We start from the raw sequence: 26,279 nt of genomic DNA, 5'->3' as shown, positions 1-26,279 counted from the left end.
CAACTAACAAGAAGCAGCGATTGCAGCATGAAGGGGGTATAGCTCAGCTGGGAGAGCGCTTGCATGGCATGCAAGAGGTCATCGGTTCGATCCCGTTTACCTCCACCAAAAATTGAGACTTGAGTATTTACGCAAGTTCTAGGATTGACCCTATCGTCTAGAGGCCTAGGACATCACCCTTTCACGGTGAGTACCGGGGTTCGAATCCCCGTAGGGTCGCCAAGTTTGCAGCACTTGGCTCGAAAGAGCGCAAAAGCTGTCTGCCAGGAGTGGTAGTTCAGTTGGTTAGAATACCGGCCTGTCACGCCGGGGGTCGCGGGTTCGAGTCCCGTCCACTCCGCCAAAATTTGCCGCTTGGTATGTAAGCGCCTTTGAAAAAACGAAGGCGCTTTTTTATCGGCGGATCATAGGCTGTGACCCTATCGTCTAGAGGCCTAGGACATCACCCTTTCACGGTGAGTACCGGGGTTCGAATCCCCGTAGGGTCGCCAAGTTTGCAGCACTTGGCTCGCAAGAGCACAAAAGCAGCCTGCCAGGAGTGGTAGTTCAGTTGGTTAGAATACCGGCCTGTCACGCCGGGGGTCGCGGGTTCGAGTCCCGTCCACTCCGCCAGTATCGGATTTTTGGGGGTATAGCTCAGCTGGGAGAGCGCTTGCATGGCATGCAAGAGGTCATCGGTTCGATCCCGTTTACCTCCACCAAAATTGAAACTTGAGTATTTACGCAAGTTCTAGGATTGACCCTATCGTCTAGAGGCCTAGGACATCACCCTTTCACGGTGAGTACCGGGGTTCGAATCCCCGTAGGGTCGCCAAGTTTGCAGCACTTGGCTCGAAAGAGCGCAAAAGCTGTCTGCCAGGAGTGGTAGTTCAGTTGGTTAGAATACCGGCCTGTCACGCCGGGGGTCGCGGGTTCGAGTCCCGTCCACTCCGCCAGATTCCTTGTGCAAACCCAGCGTCTGCACAGACAAGAAGCCACCGCAAGGTGGCTTTTTTGTTTCTGCCGCGTGCAGCTCGCCTGCATGGCTGCCTCGCTTTCGCTTGGGAGCAGGCATGCATGTGCGAAAAGCGGGCTTTGCCACAGATTTTTTAAGGGCAAACCCGGAACTTTGCCTCAACATTCGTAACAATAGATGGTGTCCCGATCACGGGGCATTCACTTTCACTGCTCCCGCCTTCGTCTCGCCCCATGCGCCTTGCGCCATCGTTCCTGTTTTCCTTGCTGATGCTGTTGTCCATCTTCTGTGGACAGGTGGCGGCGTCGGCATCGTCCGATGGACTGGAAAGCGATGGCTTGCTGGCGCACCACCCCATCGTGACCATCGATGAGGAATTCCTCGAAGAACTCGCGGAAGTCGAGGAAGACGACGAGACGGAGTTTGCCGAGCTGACGGCACACGGCGGCAATACCCGCCAGCTGCTGGCCCTGCTGGCCTGTGGCGAGGACCGCTCCGCCGAGATGTACTGGCCGCCCGAGCCCATCGCCGTGCAGGTGGTGTCGCTGTGGGCCCCGCCTTCGACCTATTCCCAGGCGCACCTGTCGCCCGCTCCGGGCCAGCTGCTGCGCCCTCCAAGACCTTCCCTGCTCGGCTGACCGCATATTGCGGCGCAGGCATGCCTTGTGCCCCCTGCGCCCCTTGTCGGCTGACGCATCCCACTGCCTGATCACTGCTCGTGCGCGCCTTGCTGGCGTGCATGCCATGCCGTCGTCCGCGCGCTGACTGCGCACGGCCCGGCCATGCCCGTCCCCACGTTGTCCGCAGGGGAGGGCCCATCTCTTACTCAACCCCTCGACTGTCGTTTCGCGGCAGATGCATGCCATGGTGAATCCAACGGTATTGGCGGGAATGGCCCCCGCTCGTTTTCCATCCTTTTCGCGCAAGGCCTTGCAAGGCGCGATCTGCAGCCTGCTGGTGGGCTGGGGTGCCGGTGCCTCGGCACAGGCATCCCAGCCTCCCATGACCCAGGCGGCTCCAGCCGCCGCCGCGGCCGCCGAGGCCGCGGCATCCCGTACGCCGATCGTGCCGAAGGCCGGTTCGGCAGCAGAGGCCACAGCGGCTGCAGCGGGCCCTTCGGTGGCTTCGGCTGCCGCACAGCGCCTGCCCCAGCTGAGCCTGAACGAGGTCGTTCGCGCCGTGCTGGACCACAACCCCGATCTGCGCGCTGTCGAGCAGTCGCGGACCACGGCGCGCGCAGGTGTGGTCAGTGCCTCGGCGCTGCCCAATCCCAAGCTCGAATGGAACCAGGGCCGCAACAGCGCCCGCGTGCCTGGCGCGGCGGCCGGCACGGTGCAGGGCTGGGCCGTGGCGTTGCCCATCGAGAACCCCGCCGTGCGCGGTGCACGCGTGGAGGCCGCGAGGGCAGGCGAGCAGGGCTCGGTGCACTTCGTGGCGACCACGCGCAATGCGCTGGTGGCCCAGGTGCGGCTGCGCGCCTACGAAATGGTGCTGCGCGAGGCGGAGGTCGAGGCCGCCAAGGAGGCGGTGCGCCTTCTGGAGCAGGCCCATGAGCGCGTCCGCGTCCGCGTGGACAGCGGCGAGGCGGCCCGCTACGAAATCATCAAGGCCGATGCCGAAATCATCCAGGCGCGCCAGCAGGAGCAGACCGCAAGGCTGCGCGCCGAGCAGGCGCAGCTGTCGCTGGGCCGCCTGGCCGCAGGCCAGCTGCCCGTGCGCTTCCGCCTGGATGTGTCGCTGGAGGACCCGCTGCGCATCGAGGACATGGGCGAGATCGATCCCATGGAGCATCCCGAACTGCGCCAGCTCAAGGCGGAGGTCGAGCGTGCGCAGGCGCGGCTTGACGGTGCCAAGGCTTCGCGCTGGCCGGGCGTGGAGCTGCGCTACGGCCAGACGCGCGAGCCCGACGTGCGCCTGAACACGGTGGGCGTGAGCATCCAGATCCCCTTGCTCGACCAGCACCGCGGCCCCATCGACGAGGCCGCCTCCGAGCTGGAGCGCGCGCGTCTGCAGCTGGAAGGCCGGCAGATCGAGCTGCGCCAGCAGACGCTGCAGGCCTGGAAGGAGCTGGAGATGGCACGACTGCGCACCCAGGCACTGAGCCAGGGTTCGGTGCGCGAGGCCGAGTCGGCCCTGCGCGTGGCCGAGGCCGCCTACCGCTTCGGTGAGCGCGGCATTCTCGATGTGCTCGATGCGCAGCGCGTGCTGCGCTCCATCCGTGCAGACCTGCTCGACGCGCGCTACCAGCTGCAGGCGGCGCGCATACAGCTCGAATACCTGGCGGGCCGCTACGACGATCCGTCCGCGCTGTGAAGCGCGCCGTCCCTGCCTCACACCCGAAATCAGAAACGAACATGTCCTTGAATATGCATCCGAAACCCATCGCCGCCCGCGCAGGCAGCAGCACCTTGGTGAACTCCCTGGCCCTGGCCGGCCTGCTGGCCGCAACGCTGGCGCTGAGCGCCTGCGGCAAGAACGAAGAGGCCGAGGCCAAGGCGGCGCCAGCGGCAGCCGCTGCCCAGGAGCAGGACCCGATGGAGGTCCATGTGACCGCCGAGATGGCGCCCAACTTCGCCGTCAAGCCCGTGGCGCAGGCGCAGATCGCGCTGCTGCAGGAGGTGTCCGGCCGCATCGAGGCCAATGAGCGCCAGGTCACCCGCATTGGCGCGGCCGCCACGGGGCGCGTGACCGAGGTGCTGGTCGAAGTGGGCGACCGCGTGCGCGCGGGCCAGGTGCTGGCCCGCGTGGCCAGCCCCGAGCTGACCACCGCCCAGCTGGCCTATCTGCGTGCACACTCCGCCGCCACGCTGGCCGAGCGCGGCGTGGAGCGCGCGCGCCAGCTGATCGCGGCTGATGTCATCGGCTCGGCCGAGCTGCAGCGCCGCGAGTCCGAGCTGTCGATTGCGCGCGCCGAGCAGCGCGCTGCCGGCGACCAGTTGCGCCTGATCGGCATTCCCGACAGCGCCATCGCCCAGCTGCGCGACAAGGGCACGCTGCAGTCGCATGCCGCCGTGCTGTCCACAGGGGCCGGCGTGGTGATCGAGCGCAAGGTCAGCTCCGGCCAGGTGACCCAGCCCGGCGATCCGCTGTTCACCGTGGCCGACCTGAGCAGCGTCTGGGTGGTGGGCGCGATCCCCGAGCAGATGGCCAGCGGCGTGCGCGCCGGCCAGGCCGTGGAGATCGCCGTGCCCGCCCTGGGCGAGCGCGTGCTGTCCGGCCAGATCGTGCATGTGGGCGACACCGTGACGCCCGAGACCCGCACCGTCACCATCCGCACCCAGGTGGACAACACCGAGCGCGACCTCAAGCCCCAGATGCTGGCCACCATGCGCATCCAGGGCGAGGTGCGCCAGCTGCTGGCCGTGCCGGCCGAGGCCGTGGTGCGCGAGAACGATCGCGACCATGTCTTCGTCAGGAAGGGCGAGAACCACTACCGCCTCACGCCCGTCGAGCTGGGCACCGCCAGCGGCGGCATGCGCCCCGTGAACAAGGGCGTGGCTGATGGCACGGTCATCGTCACCACGGGCGCCTTCCACCTGAACAACGAGCGCAAGCGCGCAGAGCTGGAGTAAGCCCATGATCGCTTCCATGATCCGGGCCGCACTGAGCCAGCGACTCATCGTGATCGTGCTCTCGCTGGTGCTGTGCGGCTTTGGCCTGCGCGCCGCCATGAATCTGTCGGTGGATGCCTTTCCTGACGTGACCAACGTCCAGGTTCAGGTCGCTACCGAGGCGCCAGGCCGCTCGCCCGAGGAAATCGAGCGCTTCGTGACCGTGCCGCTGGAAATCGCCATGACCGGCATGCCGGGCCTGGTGGAGATGCGCTCGCTCAACAAGAGCGGCCTGTCCATCATCACTCTGGTCTTCACCGATACCACCGACGTGTACTTTGCGCGCCAGCTCGTCACCGAGCGGCTGATGGAGGTCACGCCGCGCATGCCCGAAGGCATCATCCCCGTGCTGGGGCCGGTGTCCACGGGCCTGGGCGAGGTCTACCAGTACACGCTGGACCATCCCGACGACGGCAAGCGGGCCCTCACGCCCGAGGAACTGACCGAGCGCCGCACCATCCAGGACTGGGTGGCGCGCCCGCTGCTGCGCTCCATTCCCGGCGTGGCCGAAATCAACTCGCAGGGCGGCTACGTCAAGCAGTACCAGGTGGAGGTTGACCCAGGCCGGCTGCGCCACTACGGCCTGTCCGTGCGCCATGTGGTCCAGGCCATCGCCGACAACAACGCCAACGCCAGCGGCGGCATCCTGCCCCAGGTCACCGAGCAGTACCTGATCCGCGCCGTGGGCCTGATCCAGTCGCTGGAGGACATCGGCAACATCGTCCTCAAGCAGGATGGCGGCGTGCCGGTCTTCGTGCGCGATGTGGCCGAGGTCCAGCTGGGCCAGGAAGTGCGCCAGGGCGCCATCATCAAGGGTGGCTACACCGAAGGCGTCTCCGGCATCGTGCTGATGATGCGCGGCGGCAATGCCAAGGAAGTCGTCACCCGCGTGAAGGAGCGCGTGCAGGAGATCAACTCCAAGGGCATGCTGCCCGGCGGCCTGCAGATCGTTCCCTACTACGACCGTACCGACCTGGTCGACTCGGCGCTGTGGACCGTGGGCAAGGTGCTGATCGAGGGCATCCTGCTCGTGGTCGTGGTGCTCTTCATCTTCCTGGGTGACGTGCGCTCCAGCCTGATCGTGGTGGCCACGCTGATCATCACGCCGCTGACCACCTTCATCATGATGAACCGCTGGGGCATCTCGGCCAACCTCATGTCGCTGGGAGGGCTGGCGATCGCCATCGGCCTCATGGTCGATGCCACCGTGGTGGTGGTGGAGAACGTGTTCCACAAGCTCGGCCAGGCCGGCGACAGCATGGGCGCACGCGTGCGCACCGTGCTCTCGGCCACCACCGAGGTGGCCACGCCCACCATCTTCGGCATCGCCATCATCATCCTGGTGTTCCTGCCGCTGATGACGCTGCAGGGCATCGAGGGCAAGATGTTCGGCCCGCTGGCGCTGACCATCGCGATCTCGCTGGCGGTCTCGCTGGCCGTGTCGCTGTTCCTGTCGCCCGTGCTGTGCTCGTACTTCCTCAAGGGCGGCGCGGACCATGACACGCGCCTGATCGCCTTCCTCAAGCGCCACTACCTGCGCCTGCTGGACCTGGCCACCGCACGCAACCGCGCCACGCTGGCCGTGGCCGTGGCGCTGCTGCTGGGCTCGCTGGGACTGTTCCCGCTGCTGGGCAAGTCCTTCATGCCCACCATGAAGGAGGGCGCGCTGACGCCGCAGATCAACCGCGTGCCCAGCATCTCGCTGGACGAGTCCATCCGCATGGAAATGGCGGCGATGAAGGCCGTGGCCGAGGTGCCCGGCGTGCTCAGCGTGGTCTCCAAGCTCGGACGCGGTGAATCGCCGGCCGATCCCGCAGGCCCCAACGAGTCCGACCCCATCGTGCTGCTGGACCCCGAGTCCGACCGCACCCAGGACGAGATCGACGAAGACATCCGCCAGCGCCTGTCCTCGATCCCGGGCGTGCAGATCGTGCTGTCCCAGCCGATCTCCGAGCGCGTGGATGAAATGGTCACGGGCGTGCGCTCGCAACTGGCCATCAAGGTCTTCGGCGACGAGCTGGACGATCTGCGCGATGTCTCCGAACAGGTGGCCCGCATCCTCAAGAGCGTGCCGGGCAGCACGGACATCCGCGTCGAGCGGCTGTCGGGCCAGCAGGCGCTCACGGTGGATATCGACCGCAAGGCCATTGCCCGCCACGGCCTGAACGTCACCGACGTGCAGGGCGTGATCGAGTCGGCCATCGGCGGCAAGGACGTGACCACGGTCTACGAGGGCGAGCGCCGCTACAACGTGGTCGTGCGCTTCCCCGAGCCCTTCCGTGGCTCGCCCCAGGCTGTCGGCGCCACCTTGCTGACCACCAGCACCGGCGCGCAGGTTCCGCTCAACAGCGTGGCCCGCATCGAACTGGTGGACGGACCCGCGCAGATCAGCCGCGAAGGCGGCAAGCGGCGCGTGGTCGTGGGCGCCAACGTGGAAGGGCGCGACCTGGGCGGCTTCGTGACCGAAGTGCAGCAGCGCATCGACAAGGAAGTGCAACTGCCCGACGGCTACTACTTCAAGTACGGCGGCCAGTTCGAGAACATGGAGCGCGCCATGGGCACGCTGCAGGTGATCGTGCCGCTGACCATCGTGGCCATCTTCTTCCTGCTGTTCGTGCTGTTCAATTCAGTCAAGCTGGCCGGGCTGATCATCCTGGTGCTGCCTTTCGCCTCCATCGGGGGACTGATAGGCCTGTTCGTCACGGGCGAATACGTGAGCGTGCCGGCATCGGTGGGCTTCATCGCGCTGTGGGGCATTGCGGTGCTCAACGGCGTGGTGCTGGTCACCTGCATCCGCAAGCTGCGCGAGGATGGAATGGACGTGGCCGAGGCCGTGCGCGAAGGCTGCGTGCAGCGCTTCCGCCCCGTGATGATGACGGCCACCGTCGCGCTGCTGGGCCTGGTGCCCTTCCTGTTCGCCACCGGCCCCGGCTCGGAGGTGCAACGCCCGCTGGCCATCGTCGTGATCGGTGGCCTGATCTCGTCCACCCTGCTCACGCTGGTGGTGTTGCCGACCCTGTACCGCTGGTTTGACGAGAAACCGCTGGAAGCCTGATGAAGGAGACACTGCAATGACCATGAAGGAAATCCGGGCCATCGTGCGCCCCAGCCGCCTGGAGCGCCTGCGCGACGCGCTGCGCGCCATTCCCAACTTCCCCGGCGTGACGCTGTTCCGTGCCGAGGGCTTCACGGCCCCGGCCGCCATCGACAAGCGCAGCGTGAAGGAGGAGTTGACCGACTTCTCCGACAAGGTCATGGTCTGCGTGCTGGCCGAGGCCTCCATGGTCGAGCCCATCCGTGCGGCCATCACCACGGCCTGCCATTCGGGCCAGGTCGGCGACGGCCTGGTCTGGGTGGTGGACATCGCCGAGATCCACCGCATACGCGACGGGCAAAGCCTGGCCTGACCCGGGCTTGAGCAGGGCACCGGAATGCAGGGCGACATAAAAAAGTCATGCATTCCGGAATTGCCTCAAAAACGCTGTGCTACAATTTTTGAATCGCAGCAACGAAGCAGTGCAACGTTGCAGCAAGGGGGTATAGCTCAGCTGGGAGAGCGCTTGCATGGCATGCAAGAGGTCATCGGTTCGATCCCGTTTACCTCCACCAAAAATTGAGACTTGAGTATTTACGCAAGTTCTAGGATTGACCCTATCGTCTAGAGGCCTAGGACATCACCCTTTCACGGTGAGTACCGGGGTTCGAATCCCCGTAGGGTCGCCAAGTTTGCAGCACTTGGCTCGAAAGAGCGCAAAAGCTGTCTGCCAGGAGTGGTAGTTCAGTTGGTTAGAATACCGGCCTGTCACGCCGGGGGTCGCGGGTTCGAGTCCCGTCCACTCCGCCAGATTCCTTGTGCAAACCCAGCGTCTGCACAGACAAGAAGCCACCGCAAGGTGGCTTTTTTTCGTCTGCAGGTTGCAGCAGCAGGCTGCTGCGCTCCCTTCGCTTTTCCTGCCTGCGCACCCAGCCCTTCGGTGCCCCCGCGCTGCGCTTGGGGCATCACCAGTCCGTCATGATCCAGGCCCATCATCCATGGCGAGGGAAAGCCATGGACGACGGGAATCCATAGGCACCGGCTGCCGATTTGCCAGTGCCGATAGCCGTGTCTTCGTTTGCCTTGGCGGGACGTCTTCCAGACAGGTACGAGATGCCGATCCAGACCCGGTTTTGTCGCCGGAGCTGTTAATGCTTCTCATTTAATTTTCTGGAAAACGTTAGAGGAGCACCACTGCATGCCTTGGTCCCGGTTCAAGTCTCAGCACGTCTGCAAGGCCGCACAGCCCTTGCCGATCCTGTTCCAGGACGCATGGGCCCGGCGAGGTCGGCCGCCGCCATGAAGCCGGCATGAGGCCGATCTAAGGCCCGACTCCCCAAGTCACGCCGATGCGCATCGGCGTGCACTGATGCCCTGCGGTCAGCGGTCGTGCCGCCGCTTTCCGCCTGTGCCGAGCCCCGTTCCCGTCTTTTTGCACGGGCGGCGCTCCGGCAGTCCATCGACCTGCGGTCGACATTTCCCCTTGACGTTCTTGCCTAGCTTGCGAGAGGAACTGCATCGTGTCCTTGAATCACACACATTCTTCGCTGGAAGAGGTCTTCATTGCTTCGCGTGGACAGTTGGTGAGGGTCGCGCGAAGAATTCTCAGGAATCCCGAACTGGCCGACGACGCCGTGCAGGACACCTATCTGCGCGTTGCCGAGATGCGCAGCGATGCCGAGATCGCCAAGCCCGCCGCCTACTGGACGCGCGCCGTCTGCAACATGGCGCTGGACTACCTGCGCCGCCAGGAGCGCGAGAACAGCTACCGCACCCACGGCGTGGATGTGGAGACGCTGGAGATACCGGACAGCCGCTCGCCCGAGCGCCTTTTGTTCGAGTCCCAGGCCATACGCCTGATCGACCAGGCCCTGGACGAGGTGCCGCCCAAGACCCGCGAGACCTTCGAGCTGTACCGCATCAAGGGCCTCACCCAGCGCCAGATCGCCGAGCACATGGAGTGCGCGCTGGGCCTGGTGAACGCCAGGATTGCCGACGCCTGCAGGGCCATCCATGTCCACCGCTCGCTGCTGGACCACCATTGAACGGTGCAGCCCCGCGCATGACCCGGAACCGGCGCGCACGCGGCGTGAACAGTTTCGGATCTGGAACGTCATGTTCAACAGAGGCGCAGTACCGGATCGCCGCGATCCCGTACTGGCCTCACCGATGTTCAACCGCATTAAGGACGCCTGCATGTCTACAAGCTGCTTCGACCGCGAAGACGAAACCTTCATCGTTCTGGTCAACCACGAGGAACAGTATTCCATCTGGCCGCACTGGAAGGCCGTGCCCGGCGGCTGGACCGCCGTGGAGGGCGTGAAGGGCGACAAGAAAACCGTGCTCGACTACGTGGACGCCACCTGGACCGACATGCGGCCCAAGTCGCTGCGCGTGTGGATGCAGCAGCAGGAGCAGGCGGGTGCCGGCGCCGCGCTGCAAAGCGATACCGATACCGTTATCGAAACCGCAGCGGGCTGACGCGCATGCACGCGCCGCTGACCCTGCTGTGCCTGCCGTGCGCAGGCGCCAGCGCCACCATGTACCTGCGCTGGCGCAGGCTGCTGCCCCACTGGATCCGCATTGCGCCGGTGGAGCTGCCGGGGCGGGGCAGCCGGCTGGGCGAGCCTGCGGTCGAGGACTTCGGGCAGCTGGTCTCGCTGCTGTGCGCCGAGCAGCGCCAGGCCATGCGCGGCCGCTTTGCGCTGCTGGGCCACAGCATGGGCGCGCTGCTGGCCTTCGGCATGGCGCGGCAGTTGCGCGAGGAGGGCAGGGAGCTGCCGCTGGCCCTGGTTGCCTCGGGCAGCCCGGCACCGGCCTGCCGCGATCCCGAGCGCTTTGCGGGCAAGGGCGACGATGCGGCGCTGATTGCCGATCTGCGCAGGCAGGGCGGCACGCCCGAAGAGGTGTTTGGCAGCCCCGAGCTCATGCGCATCACGCTGGATGTGCTGGGCTCCGACTACCGCGTCTGCGAGAGCTTCGGCCATGTGCCCGCTGCGGGCCTGCCGCTGCCGGTGCACGTCTTTGCGGGGCGGCAGGATGACATCGAGGCGCCCCGCGTCCAGGCCTGGTCGCAGGAGGCCGCCGGGGCCTTCACGCTGGACTGGTTCGAGGGCGGGCATTTCTTCATCAAGCAGCGCGAAGGCGATGTGCTGGCCGTGCTGGCGCAGCGCCTGGCCGGGTCCCAGTCACTCCAGGGAGGCATCCATGCAGCTCGTGTCCGTGCGTGAGGCCATGAGCCAGGGCATCGAGGTCTTCAGGCTGGACCTGGACCTGTCGGCCGAACTGAGCGACAGCCTGCCGCACCTGACCCCCGAGGAGCGCGGTCGCGCCGCGCGCTTCGTGCGGGCCGCCGACCGGCTGCGCTTCGCACAGACACGCGCTGCCACGCGGCGGCTGCTGGGGCGCAGGCTGGGCTGCTGCCCGGCAGATGTGCCGCTGGCGGTCGGCGTCCACGGCAAGCCCTTTGTCGACGAGGACCCGCTGCGGGCACCGCTCTTCAATGTCTCGCATTCGGGCGGGCATGCGCTGATCGCGCTGGCCGATCCCGGTGGCGTGCTGCACCTGGGCGTGGACATCGAGCAGCACAAGCCCGACCTCGATGCCGAGGTCATGCTCGACGCCGTCTGCACCGACCAGGAACGCGCCAGCGTGCGCCGTGCGCCTGATCGGCTGGCGGCCTTCTACCAGCGCTGGGTGGGCAAGGAAGCCGTGCTCAAGGCCATCGGCATCGGCGTGGCCGACCACCTGCGCTCCATAGGCATCAGCCCGGGAGGGGACGGACGGCTGGCCATCGCCTGCGCGGTCCCCGACTGGAATGGTTTTCAAGCGATGGCGCTGCCAGCGCCGCCGGGCTACGCGGCAGCTCTTGCGTGGCGCACCAAGGAATCGACATGAACGAAACCCTCCAGCGCTTCGAGCGCAAGGCCCCCGCGGGCTCGCTGCTTCCCCAGCTCGTCACGCCCGCCCAGCCGGGCCAGGACCTGCTGGCCGCGCTGCCGCCGCTGCGCCGCGACATCGACGAGGCCCTGCTGACCACGGGCGGCGTGCTGCTGCGCGGCTTTGGCGTGCCCGATGTGGAGACCTTCCAGCGCTTCGCCTCGGCCTTTGGCCACCCGCTGCTCAAGTACGAATTTGCATCCACGCCGCGCAGCGCGGTCGAGGCCTCCAGCGGCGCGGGCGTCTACACCTCCACCGAATACCCGGCCCACCAGAGCATTCCGCTGCACAACGAGCAGGCCTACACGCGCGAATGGCCCATGAAGATCTGGTTCCACTGCGTCACCGCATCGCCCGAGGGCGGCGAGACGCCGATTGCCGACAGCCGTGCGGTCTACCGCCGCATTCCGGCGCGCATCCGCGAGCTGTTCGAGCCCGGAATTCTGTACGTGCGCAACTTCGGCGAGATGGACGTGCCCTGGCAGAAGGTCTTCAACACCGAAAGCCGCGCCGAGGTCGAGGCCTTCTGCCGCCATGCGCGCATGGACTGGGAGTGGAAGGAAGACGACGGCCTGCGCACGCGCCAGCTCTGCCAGGCCATGGAGAGCCACCCCGTCACGGGCGAGATGGTCTGGTTCAACCAGGCCCACCTGTTCCACATTTCGGCGCGCGAGCCCGAGGAGCGCGAGGTGCTGGAGGAGGTCTACGGCATCGAGAACCTGCCGCGCAACACCTTCTTCGCCGACGGCTCCACCATCGGCGACGACATCTTCGCCGAGGTGCGCGCCGCGCTGGACGCCGAGACCGTCAGCTTCCCCTGGGAGCAGGGCGACGTGCTGATGCTGGACAACATGCTCGTGGCCCATGCGCGCTCTCCCTTCAAGGGGCCGCGCAAGGTCATCGTCGCCATGGCCGAGCCGCGCAGCAATCTGGACCGTTTCTGAGAACCCGGGAGGCAGCTGACATGCTGAGTGGACAAAGTGCAATCGCGGCAGCAGGCCAGGCGCCGGCCAGCCTGGTCGAGCATCTGAGGGGCCTGGCGCAGCAGCGGCCCGACGACATCTGGCTCACCGTGGCCGCCGTGCAGGACGGCCGCGTGGTCGAGCGCAGCCACAGCTATGACGAGTTCGACCGCCGCGTGCGCGCGCTGGCCGCCCGGCTGCAGCAGCTGTGCCCCGTGGGCGCGCGCGCCCTGGTGATGATGGACAACGACGAGCACTACGCCGCCAGCATGCTGGCCTGCTTCTACGCTGGCGTGATCGCCGTGCCGGTGCCGCCGCTGGAATCGCTGCGCGTGCAGCATCTGGAGCGGCTGCTGGGCATCGTGGGCGACGCGGATGCGGCCTGCGTGATCAGCACGGCCGAAGTGATGCAGGCCCTGCCCGGCGCCGATGCGCGCTTTGCCGGCATTGCCGCCGTGGCCGCCGACCAGGTGGACCTGGCCGATGCCGACGCCTGGCGGCCCCATGCGCCGGCTGCCGACGACATCGCCTTCCTGCAATACACCTCGGGCTCCACCTCGGCGCCCAAGGGCGTGATGGTCAGCCACGGCAACCTCATCGCCAACGAGGCCGCCATCCAGCAGCGCATGGACATCGGCGCGGGCGACCGCTTCATGTCCTGGGCGCCGCTCTACCACGACATGGGCCTGATCGGCGGACTGCTGCAGCCGCTGTACAGCGGCCTGCCGCTGGTGCTGACCTCGCCGCGCCTCTTTCTGGAAAGCCCCGTGCGCTGGCTGGAGCTGATCTCGCGCCACCGCGCCACCATCAGCGGCGGCCCCGACTTCGCCTACCGCATGTGCCTGGAGCGCATCAAGCCGTCGCAACTGGCGCAGCTGGACCTGTCGAGCTGGCGGCTGGCCTACACGGGTGCCGAACCCGTGCGTGCCGACACCGTCACGGCCTTCGCGCAGCGCTTTGCCGCCTGCGGGCTGCGGCCCGACGCGGCCTATGCATGCTACGGCCTGGCCGAGGCCAGCCTGTTCATCACCGGCGGCAGCTGCGGCGCGGGCGCCACGATCACGTCCTTCGATACCGAGGCCCTGGCGCAGGGCCGGGCCGAGGAAAGCCCCGGCGCCTCGCAGACCACCTCGCTGGTGGGCTGCGGCCCCGCCGTTCCCGGCCATGCCGTGGCCATCGTCGATCCGCACAGCCTGCAGGTGCTGGAGCCCGGCCACGTGGGCGAGATCTGGGCGCACGGCCCCAGCATCAGCCAGGGCTACTGGGGCAAGCCGCAGCAAACGCAGCAGGCCTTTGTCGAGCATGCAGGCCGGCGCTGGCTGCGCACGGGCGACCTGGGCTTCGTGCACGGCGGGCAGGTCCATGTGGCGGGCCGCATCAAGGACCTGATCATCGTGCGCGGGCACAACCTCTACCCGCAGGACATCGAGCGCGTGGTCGAGGCCGAGGTCGAAGCCGTGCGCAAGGGGCGCGTGGCCGCGTTTGCAGTGGACATCGATGGCCGGGAAGGCATAGGCATTGCTGCCGAAGTCTCGTTCGGCATGCAAAAACTGGTGCCGGCCCAGGCCCTGGTCGATGCCCTGAGCACCGCCGTGGGCGCGCAGTGCGGTGAGGCACCCACGGTGATCGTGCTGCTCAACCCCGGCGCCTTGCCCCGCACCTCCAGCGGCAAGCTGCAGCGCGCAGCCTGCCGCCAGGGCTGGTCCGCGCGCACTCTGGATGCCTGGGCGGTGTTCGAGTCGGGCCGCTTTGCGGACGGCGGCAGCCACGCACCGCAGGAGGCGGGCGCGGCAGATCCCACCACAGGCACGCTGGCCGGCCTGTGGCGCGAGGTGCTCGGTGGCGATGCCCAGCACGGGCCGGCCGGCGAGGCCAATTTCTTCGCGCAAGGCGGCAACTCCCTGGCCGCCGTGCGGCTGGCCGCGCGCATCTGCCGGCAATGGTCCCTGGAATATCCGGTCGGGCGGGTCTTCGAGCACCCGCGGCTGCGCGACCAGGCGCAGGACATCGACCGGCTGTGCCAACAGCGCCAGCCGGGCACGGCGCTGCAGCGCATTGCCCCGCTGACCGAGGCCCGCCGCGCCATGCCCCTGCCGCTGACGCCGGCCCAGCAGCGCCAATGGTTTCTCTGGAAGATGGATACGCGCAGCACGGCCTACCACGTGCAGGGCGCCCTGCGCATCACCGGGCCGCTGGATGCAGGCGCCCTGCGTGCGGCCGTGCAGGGCCTGGCCGAACGGCACGGTTCGCTGCGCACGGTATTCAACGCCCGGCCCGATGGGGAGGTCGAGCAGCGCCTGGACCCCCAGGGCAGGCTGGAGCTGCAGTGGCTGGATGCCGCGCAGGCCGCGCAGGGCGACTCCGCGCAGGGCGACTCCGCGCAGCGCGAGGAGCACGCCGCCCAATGGCTGCAGGCGCTGTGCGCCCAGCCCTTTGATCTGCAGCAGGGGCCGCTGGCCCGGGCTGCCCTGGTGCGGCTGCAGGCCAATGAGCACATCCTGGCGCTGGTGATGCACCACATCGTCTCCGACGGCGCCTCCATGCAGATCCTGCTGGACGATCTGGCGGCGCTGTATGCCGGCGCCCCGGACAGCGGCCCGGCGCTGCAGTATGTGGACTACGCCGTCTGGCAGCGGGAGCAGGCTCAGCAGGCCCAGCAAGGCCAGCAGGCCTCGCTGGCCTACTGGCTGGAACGGTTGCAGGTGCCCCCAGGCGAGGCCCAGCCTGTGCTGGCCCTGCCTACCGACCATCCGCGCCAGGCGCTGGCACGCTATCGGGCGGGACGGCACGGCTTCGAGCTGTCCGGCGCGACCTTGCAGGCGCTGCGCGCGCAGGCCCGCCAGCAGGGGGACACGCTCTTCACGCTGCTGCTGGCCGGCTGGCAGGCGCTGCTGTACCGCTACACGGGGCAGGAGGACATCCGCGTCGGCGTGCCCGTGGCCAACCGCGCGCATGCCGACCTGCAGGGCGTGGTCGGCTTTTTCGTCAACACCCTGGTGCTGCGCAACCGCATCGACGGGCGCATGCGCCTGGCTGACGTGCTGCAGCAGGCCCGCGAGGCGGCGCAGGGCGCCCAGGCCCACCACGATCTGCCGTTCGAGCAGCTGGTGGAGGCGCTGCAGCCGCAGCGCAGCCTGGCGCACAGCCCCTTGTTCCAGGTGCTGTTCAATCATCTGGTGGAGGACTGGCACGCGCTGCAGCAGGTGCCGGGCTGGACGGTGGCCGGCCAGCCGCTGGCGGCCGCAGATGCGCAGTTCGAGCTGACCGTGGAAGTGCGCGAGCGCTCCGATGGCAGCCTGGGCATCAGCCTGGTCTATGCCCGCGAGCTGTTCGAGCCGGGCAGCATGCAGCGCCTGGCCGCCCACTATGCGGCCATGCTGGGCGCACTGGCGCACCAGCCCCAATGTGCCGTGGACGAGGTGCCGCTGCTGGGTCCCGACGAACGCCAGCAACTGGCGGCCTGGAGCTGCAATGACCAGGTCCTGCACGGCGGCGACATCGTGCACCGCCGCTTCGAGCAGCAGGTGGCGCGCAGCCCCGGTGCCCCGGCCCTGTGCCTGGGCGAGGCCACGCTGGGCTACGCCGAGCTCAATGTGCGCGCCAACCAGCTGGCGCATCACCTGATCGCATCGGGCGTGCGGCCCGGCGTGCCGGTGGGCATTGCCATGGAGCGTTCCATCGAGATGGTCGTGGGGCTGCTGGCCATCATGAAGGCCGGCGCAGCCTATGTGCCCATCGACCCCGAGCACCCGGCCGACCGCATCGCCTACATGCTGGAGGACAGCGGCGTGTCCCTGGTGCTGGTGCAGCCGCAGGTGCGTGACCGCCTGCCGGCCAACTGCAGTGCCCAACTGGTCGATGTGCCGGGCCTGGCGTCCCGGCTGCAGGACATGCCGGCCCACAACCCGGCCGTTGCCCTGCATGGCGACAGCCTGGTCTATGTGATCTACACCTCGGGTTCGACCGGGCGGCCCAAGGGCGCGGCCAACCGCCACCGTTCGCTGTGCAATCGCCTGGCCTGGGGGCAGGTGCACCAGCCGCTGGGCCCGGGCGACACGGTGCTGCAGAAAACGCCCTTCGGCTTCGACATCTCCTTCTGGGAATTCTTCTGGCCGCTGACCACCGGCGCACGCCTGGCGCTGGCCGCCCCCGGCGACCACCGCGATCCCCGGCGCCTGGCCGAGCTGATAGCGCGCCATCAGGTCAGCACCATCCACTTCGTGCCGTCCATGCTGCAGGCCTTCATGGCGCACCCGGCGGCCGCCACCTGCCAGGGGCTGCAGCGCATCATCTGCAGCGGCGAGGCCCTGTCCGCCGAATTGCAGGCGGCCGTGCTGCAGGCCTTCCCCGGCACCCGCCTGCTCAATCTCTACGGCCCCACGGAGGCGGCCATCGAGGTCACCTGGTGGGACTGCCGCGACGAGGGCGCGTTGTCCGTGCCCATAGGCCGCCCCGTGGCCGGGCTGCGCACCCATGTGCTGGATGCCGCGCTCAACGAGGTGCCGCGCGGCGTGGCCGGCGAGCTGTATCTGGGCGGTGTGGGCCTGGCGCGCGGCTACTGGCGGCGGCCGGGCCTGAGCGCCGAGCGCTTTGTCGCCGACCCCGCCAGCCGCACGGGCGAGCGCCTGTACCGCACGGGCGACCTGGTGCGCTGGCGCGGCGACGGCCAGATCGACTACCTGGGCCGCGTGGACCACCAGGTGAAGATCCGCGGCTTTCGCATCGAGCTGGCCGAGGTGGAGGCGCAACTGCTGGCCCACCCCGCCGTGCGCGAGGCCGTGGTGGTCGCCCGCCAGGCGGCCGACGGCGCGCGGCTGGCCGCCTTTGTCTCGGTGCAGCAGGGGCAGACCCTGGACATGGCCGCGCTGCGCAGCGCGCTGGCCGCAGCCCTGCCCGACTACATGCTGCCCTCGTCCATCACCGTTCTGGATGCCTTGCCGCTGAACGCCAACGGCAAGGTGGACCGCAAGGCGCTGCCCGATGCGCCCGCCCTGCCGGCCCTGGAGCGCCAGGCCTACGAGCCGCCCGAGGGCGGCGTGGCCGCGACCATTGCCGCCCTCTGGGCCCAGGTGCTGGGCGTGGAGCGCATAGGCGCCAGCGACAACTTCTTCGACCTGGGCGGGCATTCGCTGCAGCTCATCCGCGTGCATGGCCTGCTGGAGTCGCGGCTGGGCCGGGAGCTGTCCCTGGTCGATCTCTTCAAGCACCCCACGGTGTCGGCCCTGGCGCGGCGCATCGAGCAGGGCGCAGATGGCGAGGGCGGGGGCGACGGCGCCGCGCAGGCGGCCGCCGCCCGGGACGGCATGGACGCGGCCCAGCGCCGCCGCGAGGCGCTGCTGCAGCGCAAGCGCCACATCGAAAGGACCCTCTGATGTCTTCTTCCTCCGAAACCACCGGCCTGGAGATCGCCGTCATCGGCATGGCCGGGCGCTTTCCGGGCGCCGACGACATCGACCGCTTCTGGGCCAACATCCGTGACGGCGTCGAGTCCGTGAAGCGCTACAGCGACGATGAGCTGCGCGCCCTGGGCGTGCCCCAGGCCCTGCTGGACGATGCCGGCTACGTGAAGGCCGGCGTGCCGCTGGCCGGCATGGACCTCTTCGATGCCGACTTCTTCGGCTACACCCCGCGCGATGCCGAGCAGCTGGACCCGCAGCACCGCCTTTTCCTGGAGTGCGCGTGGCAGGCGCTGGAGCATGCGGGCTACGAGGGCCGGCGCCATCCCGGCGCCATCGGCGTGTACGCGGGCACGGGCGCCAGCGTCTACCTGATGCGCCATCTGCTGCCCCGCCATGCGCCGGGCCCTGGCGCCCAGGTCGCCGACCTGCTGGGCCTGATGAGCGGCAACATGGCCGATGCCCTGGCCACGCGCGTGGCCTACAAGCTGGACCTGCGCGGCCCGGCCGTCACCGTGCAGACGGCCTGCTCGACCTCGCTGATGGCCGTGCACACCGCCTGCCAGGCACTGCTGGGCCATGAATGCGCCATGGCGCTGGCCGGTGGCGTCTCGCTCAACCTGCTGCAAAACGGCGGCTACCGCTACCAGGCCGGCGCCATCTTCTCGCCGGACGGGCATTGCCGCGCCTTCGATGCCCAGGCCGCAGGCACGCTGCAGGGCAGCGGCGCGGGCATTGTGGTGCTCAAGCGCCTGGACGATGCGCTGCGCGACGGCGACACCATCCACGCCGTCATCCTGGCCAGCGCCGCCAACAACGATGGCGCAGACAAGGTGGGCTTCACGGCGCCCGGCGTCAACGGCCAGGCCGCCGTGGTGCGCGCGGCGCAGGCCCTGGCGGGCGTGCCGGCCGACACCATCGGCTATGTGGAAGCCCATGGCACGGGCACGGCGCTGGGCGACCCCATCGAGATCGCGGCGCTGACCCAGGCCTTTCGCGCCAGCACGCAGCGCAGGGGCTACTGCGCCATCGGCTCGGTGAAGACCAATATCGGCCATCTCGATGCGGCCGCCGGTGTCACGGGCCTGATCAAGGCGGTGCTTTCGCTGCGGCATGCCACCTTGCCGCCGAGCCTGCATTTCGAGCGGCCGCATCCGCAGATCGACTTCGAGCGCAGTCCCTTCCATGTCAACACCGCGGCCAGGCCCTGGCCCCGGGCGGGCACGCCGCGCCGCGCGGGCGTGAGCGCCTTCGGCATTGGCGGCACCAATGTCCATGTGGTGCTGCAGGAGGCTGCTGCCTCCCCTGCCACCTCTGCCGCCCCTTCCGGCGCACCGGCGGATACAGCCCGGGGCTGGCAGGTGCTGCCGCTGTCCGCTCGCAGCCCCCGTGCGCTGGACGAAGCGGCGCGCCACCTGGCTGCCCATCTGCAGCAGGCCGGCAGCGGCCTGTCGCTGGACGATGTGGCCCACACCCTGCAGCAGGGCCGCCGCGCCTTCGGCCATCGCCGTGCCGTGGTGGCCGACGGCATGGGCATGGCGGTGGAGGGCCTGCACCTCGCTGCTGCTTCTGCGGTGGCGGCGCCGGCAGGCCAGGCCACCGAGGTGCCGGCGCAGCCGCCCGGCGTGGTCTTTCTTTTCCCGGGCGGGGGCGTGCAGCACGCCAACATGGGCCTGGACCTGTACCGCGACGGCGGTGTGTTCCGTCAGGAGGTGGACCGCTGCTGCGGGCTGCTGCAGGCCGAAACAGGCTGGGACCTGCGCCAGTGGCTGTTCCCCGCCCCGGGTGAAGAGGTGGAGGCCGACGCGGCGCTGTCCGCCATGGACAAGGCCCAGCCGGCCCTGTTCGTGATCGGCTATGCGCTGGCCCGGATGTGGATGGCACGCGGCGTGCAGCCCGTGTCCATGCTGGGCCACAGCCTGGGCGAGTATGTGGCGGCCTGCCTGGCTGGCGTGTTCGAGCTGCCGCATGCCCTGAGCATCGTCGCGGCGCGCGGCCGCCTGCTGCAGTCGCTGCCGCAGGGCGCCATGACCTCGGTGCCCCTGGCCGAGGCCGAGCTGCAATCCCTGCTGGATTGGGGCTGTGACCTGGGTGCCGTCAATGGCGAACGCCTGTGCGTGCTGTCCGGCCCGCTGGCCGCCATCGAGGCGGCTGAAGAGGCGCTGCGCGCGCGCGACATCACCGCCCGCCGGCTGCACATTGCCGTGGCCTCGCACTCGTCCATGACCGAGCCCCTGCTGGCGCAGCTGGAGCAGGTGGTGGCCAGCGTGCCCCGGCATGCGCCGCGCCTGGCCTTCATCTCCAGCGTGACCGGCAAGCCCATCACGGCCGAGCAGGCCATAAGCCCCGCCTACTGGGCCCGCCACCTGCGCCATACCGTGCGCTTTGCGGACGGGCTGGACGAGCTTGTGCGAGAGCCGGGCCGTGTGCTGCTGGAGGTGGGCCCCGGCCAAGCCCTTACCGCCCTGGCTCGCCAGCATGCGCGCGCTGCCACGGCGGCCGGCATCTGGCCCAGCCAGGCCCATCCCCAGCAGACCGCACGCAGCGCGCAGCTGCTGGCGCAGGCCGTAGCTGGACTGTGGTGCGCGGGCGTGGATATCGACTGGACTGCCTGCCGGGGCGGGCGGCCAGGGCGGCGCGTGCCGCTGCCGGCCTATGCCTTCCAGCGCCGCTCCTTCTGGGTGCAGGCGGCGGGGCAGGGTGGCGATGCACCGAAAGCGGCAGGCACGGCAGGTCCCTCGGCGACCGCCGGTCCGTTCTACGCAGCCGCCTGGCAGCGCAGTCCCTTGCAGTGGGCGGCAGGCACCGCCGCAGCCGCAGCCGCAGCCGCAGCACAGGTGGCCCTGGTATTTGGCGACGGCAGTGCCACGGCCGAGACCCTGGTGCACGCATTGCGGGCGCAGGGCACCGATGTGGTCTGCGTGGAAGCGGGCGCCGCCCCCGCCTGCCTGGCCCCGGGCCGGCATGCCGTGCGCCCCGGCGAGCGCCGCGATTGCGAGGACTTGCTCGATGCGGTGCAGGCGCAGTTCGGCCCCGTGGACGCCATCTACCACCTGTGGGCCATGGACGCGGCTGCCCCTGCGCCGCTGGAGCGCGGCTTTCACAGCGTGCTGGCGCTGGCGCAGGCGCTGGAGACCCGTGCGCACGATGCTGGAGGCCCGCGCGAAAGGCGGCTGCTGCTGGTGGCCGCAGGCGGTTCGGAAGATGTGACCGGAGCGGAAGCGCTGAACCCCGAGATGGCCGCCGTCTTTCCGCTGTGCAAGGCGATCGGGCAGGAATGCCCGTCCATCGACTGCCGTTTCGTCGATGTGGTGCAGGCGGATTCGCACGCAATGCAGGCCCGGCTGGCGCGCCAGCTGCTGGACGAAGCCCGCGCGCCGCATGGGCTGCGCGCGGCCGACACGGCCATCGCCCTGCGCGGTGCCCACCGCTGGCGCAAGACCTACGAGCCCCTGCAGTGGCAGGACGCCGCGGCGCCGCGCCTGCGCAGGCAGGGCGTGTACCTGATCACGGGCGGCCTGGGCGGCGTGGGCCTGGCGCTGGCCCGGCATCTGGCCGCGCACTGGCAGGCCCGCCTGGTGCTGGTGGGCCGCACGGCGCTGCCAGCACGCAGCCAATGGGAGGCGCTGGCCGCGGATGACGGGCAGCCGAGCACCCTGCGCCAGCAACTGCTGCAGCTGCTGGCCCTGGAGGCCGAGGGCGCCCAGGTGCTGGCCCTGGCGGCCGATGTGGCCGACGCCGCGCAGATGCAGGCGGCGCTGGCGCAGGCGCACCAGCGCTTTGGCGCGCTGCATGGCGTGGTCCATGCCGCAGGCCATGCCGACAGCGGCATGCTGTCCACCCGCACGCGGGACAGCGTGGAGCGCACGTTCGCCCCCAAGCTGCGCGGCACCCGGCTGCTGCTGGACCTGCTGGGCACGCTGGACATGCAGGCGCCGGACTTCGTGCTGCTGTGCTCGTCCATCTCCAGCCTCACCGCAGGCCTGGGCAAGAGCGACTACGCCGCCGCCAATGCCTGCATGGATGCATTGGCGGCACTGGCCAGCCGCCAGCGCGCCTGGCCCGTCATCTCCGTGGACTGGGACGCCTGGCGTGACCTGGGCATGGCCGCCGGCATGCGCATTCCCGAGGGCATAGGCTGGAGCGGCGCAGAAGCGGCAGCGGTGTTCGAGCGCATCGTCAACGGCGATGTGCCGCACCAGGTGGTCATCTCCACCACCGACCTGCAGCAGCGCCTGGGCGAGATCGATGCCGGGCTGGTGGATGCGCTGGCAGAACCTGCCGCCGAAGCCTTCGCCGAACCTGCCAACGGATCGCAGGCCCGTGGCGGCCATCCGCGCCCGGCGCTGCAGACCGCCTACGTTGCGGCCGAAGGCGAACTGCAGCAGGCCCTGGCCGCGCTGTGGACCGACATGCTGGGCATTGCCCCGGTGGGCGTGCACGACAACCTGTTCGAGCTGGGCGGCGACTCGCTGCTGGCCCTGCAGATCCTGGGCCGCGTGAAAAAGCGCTTTGGTGTCGAGCTGCACCCTGCCGCCTTCTTCAAGGCCCCCACCGTCGGCGAGCTGGCCGTGCTGGTGGAGACCCGGCTGATCGAGGAGATCGAGGCCACCGTTACCGATGAAGGCGATGCCCTTGCCGCCTTCGCATCTGCGTGAGAAGACCACCATGTCCCTGAACGATCTCGATTCCCGCAAGTCCCGCCTGTCCGATGCGCAGCGTGCCGCACTGGCCCTGAGGCTCCGGGGTGCATCCGGTGCATCCGGCGCACCCGCTGCATCTGACGCAGGTGGCGCAGGTGGCCTGCCGGACGGCGACACCCGCAATACGGCCCACACCATCACCCGCTGCGACCGCACGCTGGCCATTGCCCTGTCCCCCGCGCAGCGCAGCCTCTGGCTCACCTGGCGGCTGGAGCCCGCCAGCCCCGCCTACAACATGGTGGGATCGCTGTCGCTCAAGGGGCCGCTGGATGCGCTGGCGCTGGAGCAGGCGCTGCAGGCCCTGGCCGAGCGCCACGAGATCCTGCGCACCTGCTATCCGGCCGGCGAGGACGGCGAGCCCCGGCAGTCCATCCAGCCCGCCGCGCCCGTGCCCCTGCGCCATGTCGATCTGGGCGCATGGACGGACGGCGATCCGCAGGCCGAGGCGCAGCGCCAGGTGCTGCTGCTGGCCCGCCAGCCCTTTGCGCTGGACACGGAAACGCCATTGCGCGCCGTCCTGTGCCGGCTGGGCGCGCAGGAGCATGTGCTGGGCCTGTCGCTGCACCACATTGCGGGCGATGGCTGGTCCAACGGCATCGTGGTCGAGGAGCTGTTCCACCTGTACGAGGCCCTGCGCACGCAGCAGCCATCGCGCCTGCCGGCCATGGCCCTGCAGTTCGCCGACTATGCCGTCTGGCAGCGCCGCTGGTTCGATGCCGGTGAGCGCGAGCGGCAGCTGGCCTACTGGCGCGCCCGGCTGGGCACCGAGCACGAGGCCCTGGCCCTGCCGATGAAGCAGGCCAGGGCGGCCGCGCAGGAAGCACAGGAGCAGCGCCTGGAGTTCACGCTGCCCGCCGCGCTGGCCACCCGCGTGCGTGCCCTGGGCCGCGCGCATGGCGCCTCGCTGTTCATGGTGATGCTGGCCCTGCTCAAGCTGGTGCTGTACCGCTTCAGCGGCACGCGCGAGCTGCGCGTGGGCACGCCCGTGGCCAACCGCCAGAAGGCCGAGACGCATGGGCTGATCGGCTACTTCCTGAACCTGCTGGTGCTGCGCACGCACATCGATCCCGCGCAGGACTTCGGCGCGCTGCTGGCGCAGGTGCGCGAGGCGGTGCTGGGCGCGCAGGCCCACCAGGACCTGCCGTTCCACCTGCTGGTCGAGGCGCTGCAGCCGGCCCGCCAGCCGGGCGTTCACCCGCTGTTCCAGGTCAAGTGCACCCAGCAGGAAGATGCCTCGGCCGCGCGCCACATCGCCGGCCTGGAGATCGCCATGCAGGCCGTCTCCAGCGGCCAGGCGCATTTCGACCTGAGCCTGGACTTCACCGACCGGCAGGACGGCATCGACTGCGTGCTGATCTACGCCCATGAACTGTTCGACGAGGCCGTGGTGCGCGACATGGCCGCCGCATTCCAGGATTTTGCGCGGCAGGTCAGCGGCGCAATCAGCGACAGGCAGCCCAGGCTGGGCGAGCTGTCGCTGCCAGGCCGCGTGTCGGAGTCTGCAGGCCCGGTGCAGGCCTTTGGCGCCGACAGCGTGCTGCAGCTGTGGTCGCGCGCCGTGCAGGCCCATCCCGATGGCACGGCGGTCAGGGACGCAGGCTCGGCCCTGGACTACGCGCAGCTGGACCGGCAGTCCGACCAGCTGGCGCGGGCCCTGGTGGCGCGCGGCGTGGGTGCCGATGTGCGCGTGGCCCTGCATGCCGAGCGCAGCTGCGCCTTTGTGCTGGGCCTGCTTGCCGTGCTCAAGGCCGGTGGCACCTATGTGCCCCTGGACCCCGGCCTGCCGGCGCAGCGGCTGGCCTGGCAGCTGCGCGACAGCGGCGCGGTGCTGATGCTCTGCCAGCAGGCGCCCGCCTGGGACGCGGGCGTTCCCCTGCTGAGCCTGGACCTGAATGCCTGCCAGGACCCGTGCATTGCGGGGCAGGCGCCGCCGGCCGCGCCGCCGCATTCCGCACAGGGCGCCTATGTGATCTACACCTCGGGCTCGACCGGGCAGCCCAAGGGCGTGGTCGTCAGCCACGGCGCGCTGGCCCACTATGTGCAGGCCGTGCTGCAGCGGCTGGACCTGCCCGATGCGGCGCGCAGCATGGCCATGGTCTCGACCGTGGCGGCGGACCTGGGGCACACCGTGCTGTTCGGCGCGCTGTGCTCGGGGCGCGCGCTGCATCTGATGGCGCCCGAACTGGCCTTCGACCCCGACGGCTTCGCGCGCTACATGGCAGAGCACCGGGTGGACGTGCTCAAGATCGTGCCCAGCCATCTGCAGGGGCTGCTGAATGCCGGCATGCCCGCTGACGTGCTGCCTGCCAGCCGCCTGGTGCTGGGCGGCGAAGCCACGCGCTGGCCGCTGGTGGACCGCATTGCCGCGCTCAGGCCCGGCTGCCGCGTGCTCAACCATTACGGCCCCACCGAAACCACGGTGGGCATCCTCACCCAGGAGGCGGACGAGGCGCTGCGCGGCGGCGAAAGCCTGCCCGTGGGCAGGCCGCTGGCCAATAGCCGCGCCCTGGTGCTGGATGCCGACCTCCAGCCCGTGCCCCTGGGCGCCAGCGGCGAGCTGTACCTGGGCGGGCCGGGCCTGGCGCGCGGCTACCAGGCCCGGCCCGGGCAGACGGCAGAGCGATTCGTGGCCAGCCCGTTCCAGCCGGGCGAGCGCCTGTACCGCACGGGCGACCGCGTGACCATGCTGGCCGATGGCAGCCTGCAGTTCCTGGGCCGCATGGACGACCAGGTGAAGGTGCGCGGCTACCGCGTGGAGCTGCGCGAGGTGGCGCTGGCGCTGCAGGCCGTGCCCGGCGTGGCCCAGGCCGAAGTCGTGGCGCGGCCGGACGGGAATGGGAATGGGAATGGGGGCGGGGACGGGCGCATGCAGCTGCATGCCTATGCCGTGCCCCAGGCCGGCGTGCCCGCCGACAGGCCGGGGTGGGCCGCCGCGCTGGCGCAGGCGCTGCCCGAGTACATGGTGCCCGCCAGCATCACCGTGCTGGAGTGCATGCCCCTGACGGCCAACGGCAAGATCGACCGCAAGGCCCTGCCCGTGCCGGAGCAGGCGGCCGCCGATCTTTTCGAGGCGCCGCAAGGCGAGGCCGAGCAGGCGCTGGCCGCCGTCTGGGCCGACCTCTTCGGCCTGGAGCGCGCGGGCCGGCATGACGACTTCTTCGCGCTGGGCGGGGACTCCATCCTCGCGCTCAAGCTGGTGGCGCGTGCCCGCAAGCGCGGCGTCAAGCTCACGCCCAAGCAGCTGTTCACGGGCAAGACGCCAGCGGGTGTGGCACGGCTGGTGGAGGGGCCGGTCGCCGGAGCCGAGCAGACCGAAGGCACGGCGCCCCTGCCCAGGGCCGACCGCAGTGGCCCGCTGCCGCTGTCCTTTGCGCAATTGCGCCAATGGTTCCTGTGGCAGCTGGAGCCGGCCGGTACGGCCTATCACATCAGCGGCGCGCTGCGTCTGCTGGGCACGCTCGATGTGCTGGCGCTGCAGCAAAGCTTCGACGCGCTGGTGGCGCGCCACGAGTCGCTGCGCACGGTGTTCCGCATGGGCGGGGACGGGCAGGTGGTGCAGGTGATCGCCGCACAGGGCGGTGTGCGGGTCGAGCAAACGGATCTGTCCGAACTCCCCGCTGCGCAGCGTCAGGAACAACTGGAACAGGCGGCGGCCGCCGTGCACCGCCAGCCCTTCGAC

At 69.4% G+C, this 26,279-nt stretch carries 13 protein-coding genes and 11 tRNA genes (1 of these 24 only partly in view); all 24 read left to right on the top strand.

Annotation, left to right across the window (positions count from 1 at the left end; translation table 11 throughout):
* Positions 1-32: 32 nt before the first annotated feature.
* Positions 33-108, top strand: a tRNA-Ala gene (locus DACI_RS24070).
* A 38-nt stretch (positions 109-146) separates the two neighbouring features.
* Positions 147-222: transfer RNA gene (locus tag DACI_RS24065), tRNA-Glu, on the top strand.
* 44 nt (positions 223-266) lie between these two features.
* A tRNA-Asp gene (locus tag DACI_RS24060) sits at positions 267-343 on the top strand.
* Positions 344-415: 72 nt separating this feature from the next.
* Positions 416-491, top strand: a tRNA-Glu gene (locus DACI_RS24055).
* 44 nt (positions 492-535) lie between these two features.
* Positions 536-612 (top strand) — tRNA-Asp (locus tag DACI_RS24050).
* Between the two features lie 13 nt (positions 613-625).
* A tRNA-Ala gene (locus DACI_RS24045) sits at positions 626-701 on the top strand.
* 37 nt (positions 702-738) lie between these two features.
* Positions 739-814, top strand: a tRNA-Glu gene (locus tag DACI_RS24040).
* A gap of 44 nt (positions 815-858) precedes the next feature.
* Positions 859-935, top strand: a tRNA-Asp gene (locus DACI_RS24035).
* A gap of 289 nt (positions 936-1,224) precedes the next feature.
* Complete coding sequence (locus DACI_RS24030) at positions 1,225-1,593, top strand: hypothetical protein (protein ID WP_224986538.1); 369 nt, start codon at positions 1,225-1,227, stop codon at positions 1,591-1,593.
* Between the two features lie 226 nt (positions 1,594-1,819).
* Entirely contained in the window at positions 1,820-3,268 is a 1,449-nt protein-coding gene (locus tag DACI_RS24025) for a TolC family protein (protein WP_043783642.1), read from the top strand.
* A gap of 41 nt (positions 3,269-3,309) precedes the next feature.
* Entirely contained in the window at positions 3,310-4,527 is a 1,218-nt protein-coding gene (locus tag DACI_RS24020; RefSeq protein WP_012206563.1) for an efflux RND transporter periplasmic adaptor subunit, read from the top strand.
* A 4-nt stretch (positions 4,528-4,531) separates the two neighbouring features.
* Positions 4,532-7,621 (top strand): efflux RND transporter permease subunit, encoded by a 3,090-nt coding sequence (locus DACI_RS24015; protein WP_012206562.1) that lies wholly within the window; start codon positions 4,532-4,534, stop codon positions 7,619-7,621.
* A gap of 16 nt (positions 7,622-7,637) precedes the next feature.
* Positions 7,638-7,973, top strand: a complete 336-nt coding sequence (locus DACI_RS24010; protein WP_012206561.1) for a P-II family nitrogen regulator — start codon at positions 7,638-7,640, stop codon at positions 7,971-7,973.
* 126 nt (positions 7,974-8,099) lie between these two features.
* A tRNA-Ala gene (locus DACI_RS24005) sits at positions 8,100-8,175 on the top strand.
* Positions 8,176-8,213: 38 nt separating this feature from the next.
* Positions 8,214-8,289 (top strand) — tRNA-Glu (locus DACI_RS24000).
* 44 nt (positions 8,290-8,333) lie between these two features.
* Positions 8,334-8,410: transfer RNA gene (locus DACI_RS23995), tRNA-Asp, on the top strand.
* Between the two features lie 710 nt (positions 8,411-9,120).
* Positions 9,121-9,645, top strand: a complete 525-nt coding sequence (locus DACI_RS23990; RefSeq protein ID WP_012206560.1) for a sigma-70 family RNA polymerase sigma factor — start codon at positions 9,121-9,123, stop codon at positions 9,643-9,645.
* A gap of 151 nt (positions 9,646-9,796) precedes the next feature.
* Positions 9,797-10,081: an MbtH family protein gene (locus DACI_RS23985; RefSeq protein WP_034395838.1), complete on the top strand. Its 285-nt coding sequence runs from the start codon at positions 9,797-9,799 to the stop codon at positions 10,079-10,081.
* Between the two features lie 5 nt (positions 10,082-10,086).
* Positions 10,087-10,830, top strand: a complete 744-nt coding sequence (locus DACI_RS23980; RefSeq protein ID WP_012206558.1) for a thioesterase II family protein — start codon at positions 10,087-10,089, stop codon at positions 10,828-10,830.
* A complete protein-coding gene (locus DACI_RS23975) occupies positions 10,808-11,497 on the top strand; it encodes a 4'-phosphopantetheinyl transferase family protein (RefSeq protein WP_012206557.1) in 690 nt (229 codons plus the stop codon). The genes DACI_RS23980 and DACI_RS23975 overlap by 23 nt, the downstream gene beginning before the upstream one ends.
* Positions 11,494-12,483, top strand: coding sequence for a TauD/TfdA family dioxygenase (locus DACI_RS23970; protein WP_012206556.1), 990 nt, complete (start codon positions 11,494-11,496; stop codon positions 12,481-12,483). The genes DACI_RS23975 and DACI_RS23970 overlap by 4 nt, the downstream gene beginning before the upstream one ends.
* 20 nt (positions 12,484-12,503) lie before the next feature.
* On the top strand, positions 12,504-17,873 hold the full coding sequence (locus tag DACI_RS23965) for a non-ribosomal peptide synthetase (RefSeq protein WP_012206555.1): 5,370 nt from the start codon (positions 12,504-12,506) through the stop codon (positions 17,871-17,873).
* Positions 17,873-22,555, top strand: coding sequence for a type I polyketide synthase (locus DACI_RS23960; RefSeq protein WP_012206554.1), 4,683 nt, complete (start codon positions 17,873-17,875; stop codon positions 22,553-22,555). Before DACI_RS23965 ends, DACI_RS23960 begins: the two co-directional genes overlap by 1 nt.
* Before the next feature lie 10 nt (positions 22,556-22,565).
* Positions 22,566-26,279, top strand: the beginning of a protein-coding gene (locus tag DACI_RS23955; protein ID WP_192812298.1) for a non-ribosomal peptide synthetase. 6,234 nt of this gene lie beyond the right edge of the window; only the first 3,714 of its 9,948 coding nucleotides appear in the window; its start codon is at positions 22,566-22,568; its stop codon lies beyond the right edge, outside the window.

The organism is Delftia acidovorans SPH-1 (assembly GCF_000018665.1).
In the GTDB taxonomy this organism is placed as follows: domain Bacteria; phylum Pseudomonadota; class Gammaproteobacteria; order Burkholderiales; family Burkholderiaceae_C; genus Comamonas; species Comamonas acidovorans.
Note: the sequence above shows the minus strand (reverse complement) of the source record. Positions and strands in the feature narration are given on the sequence as shown.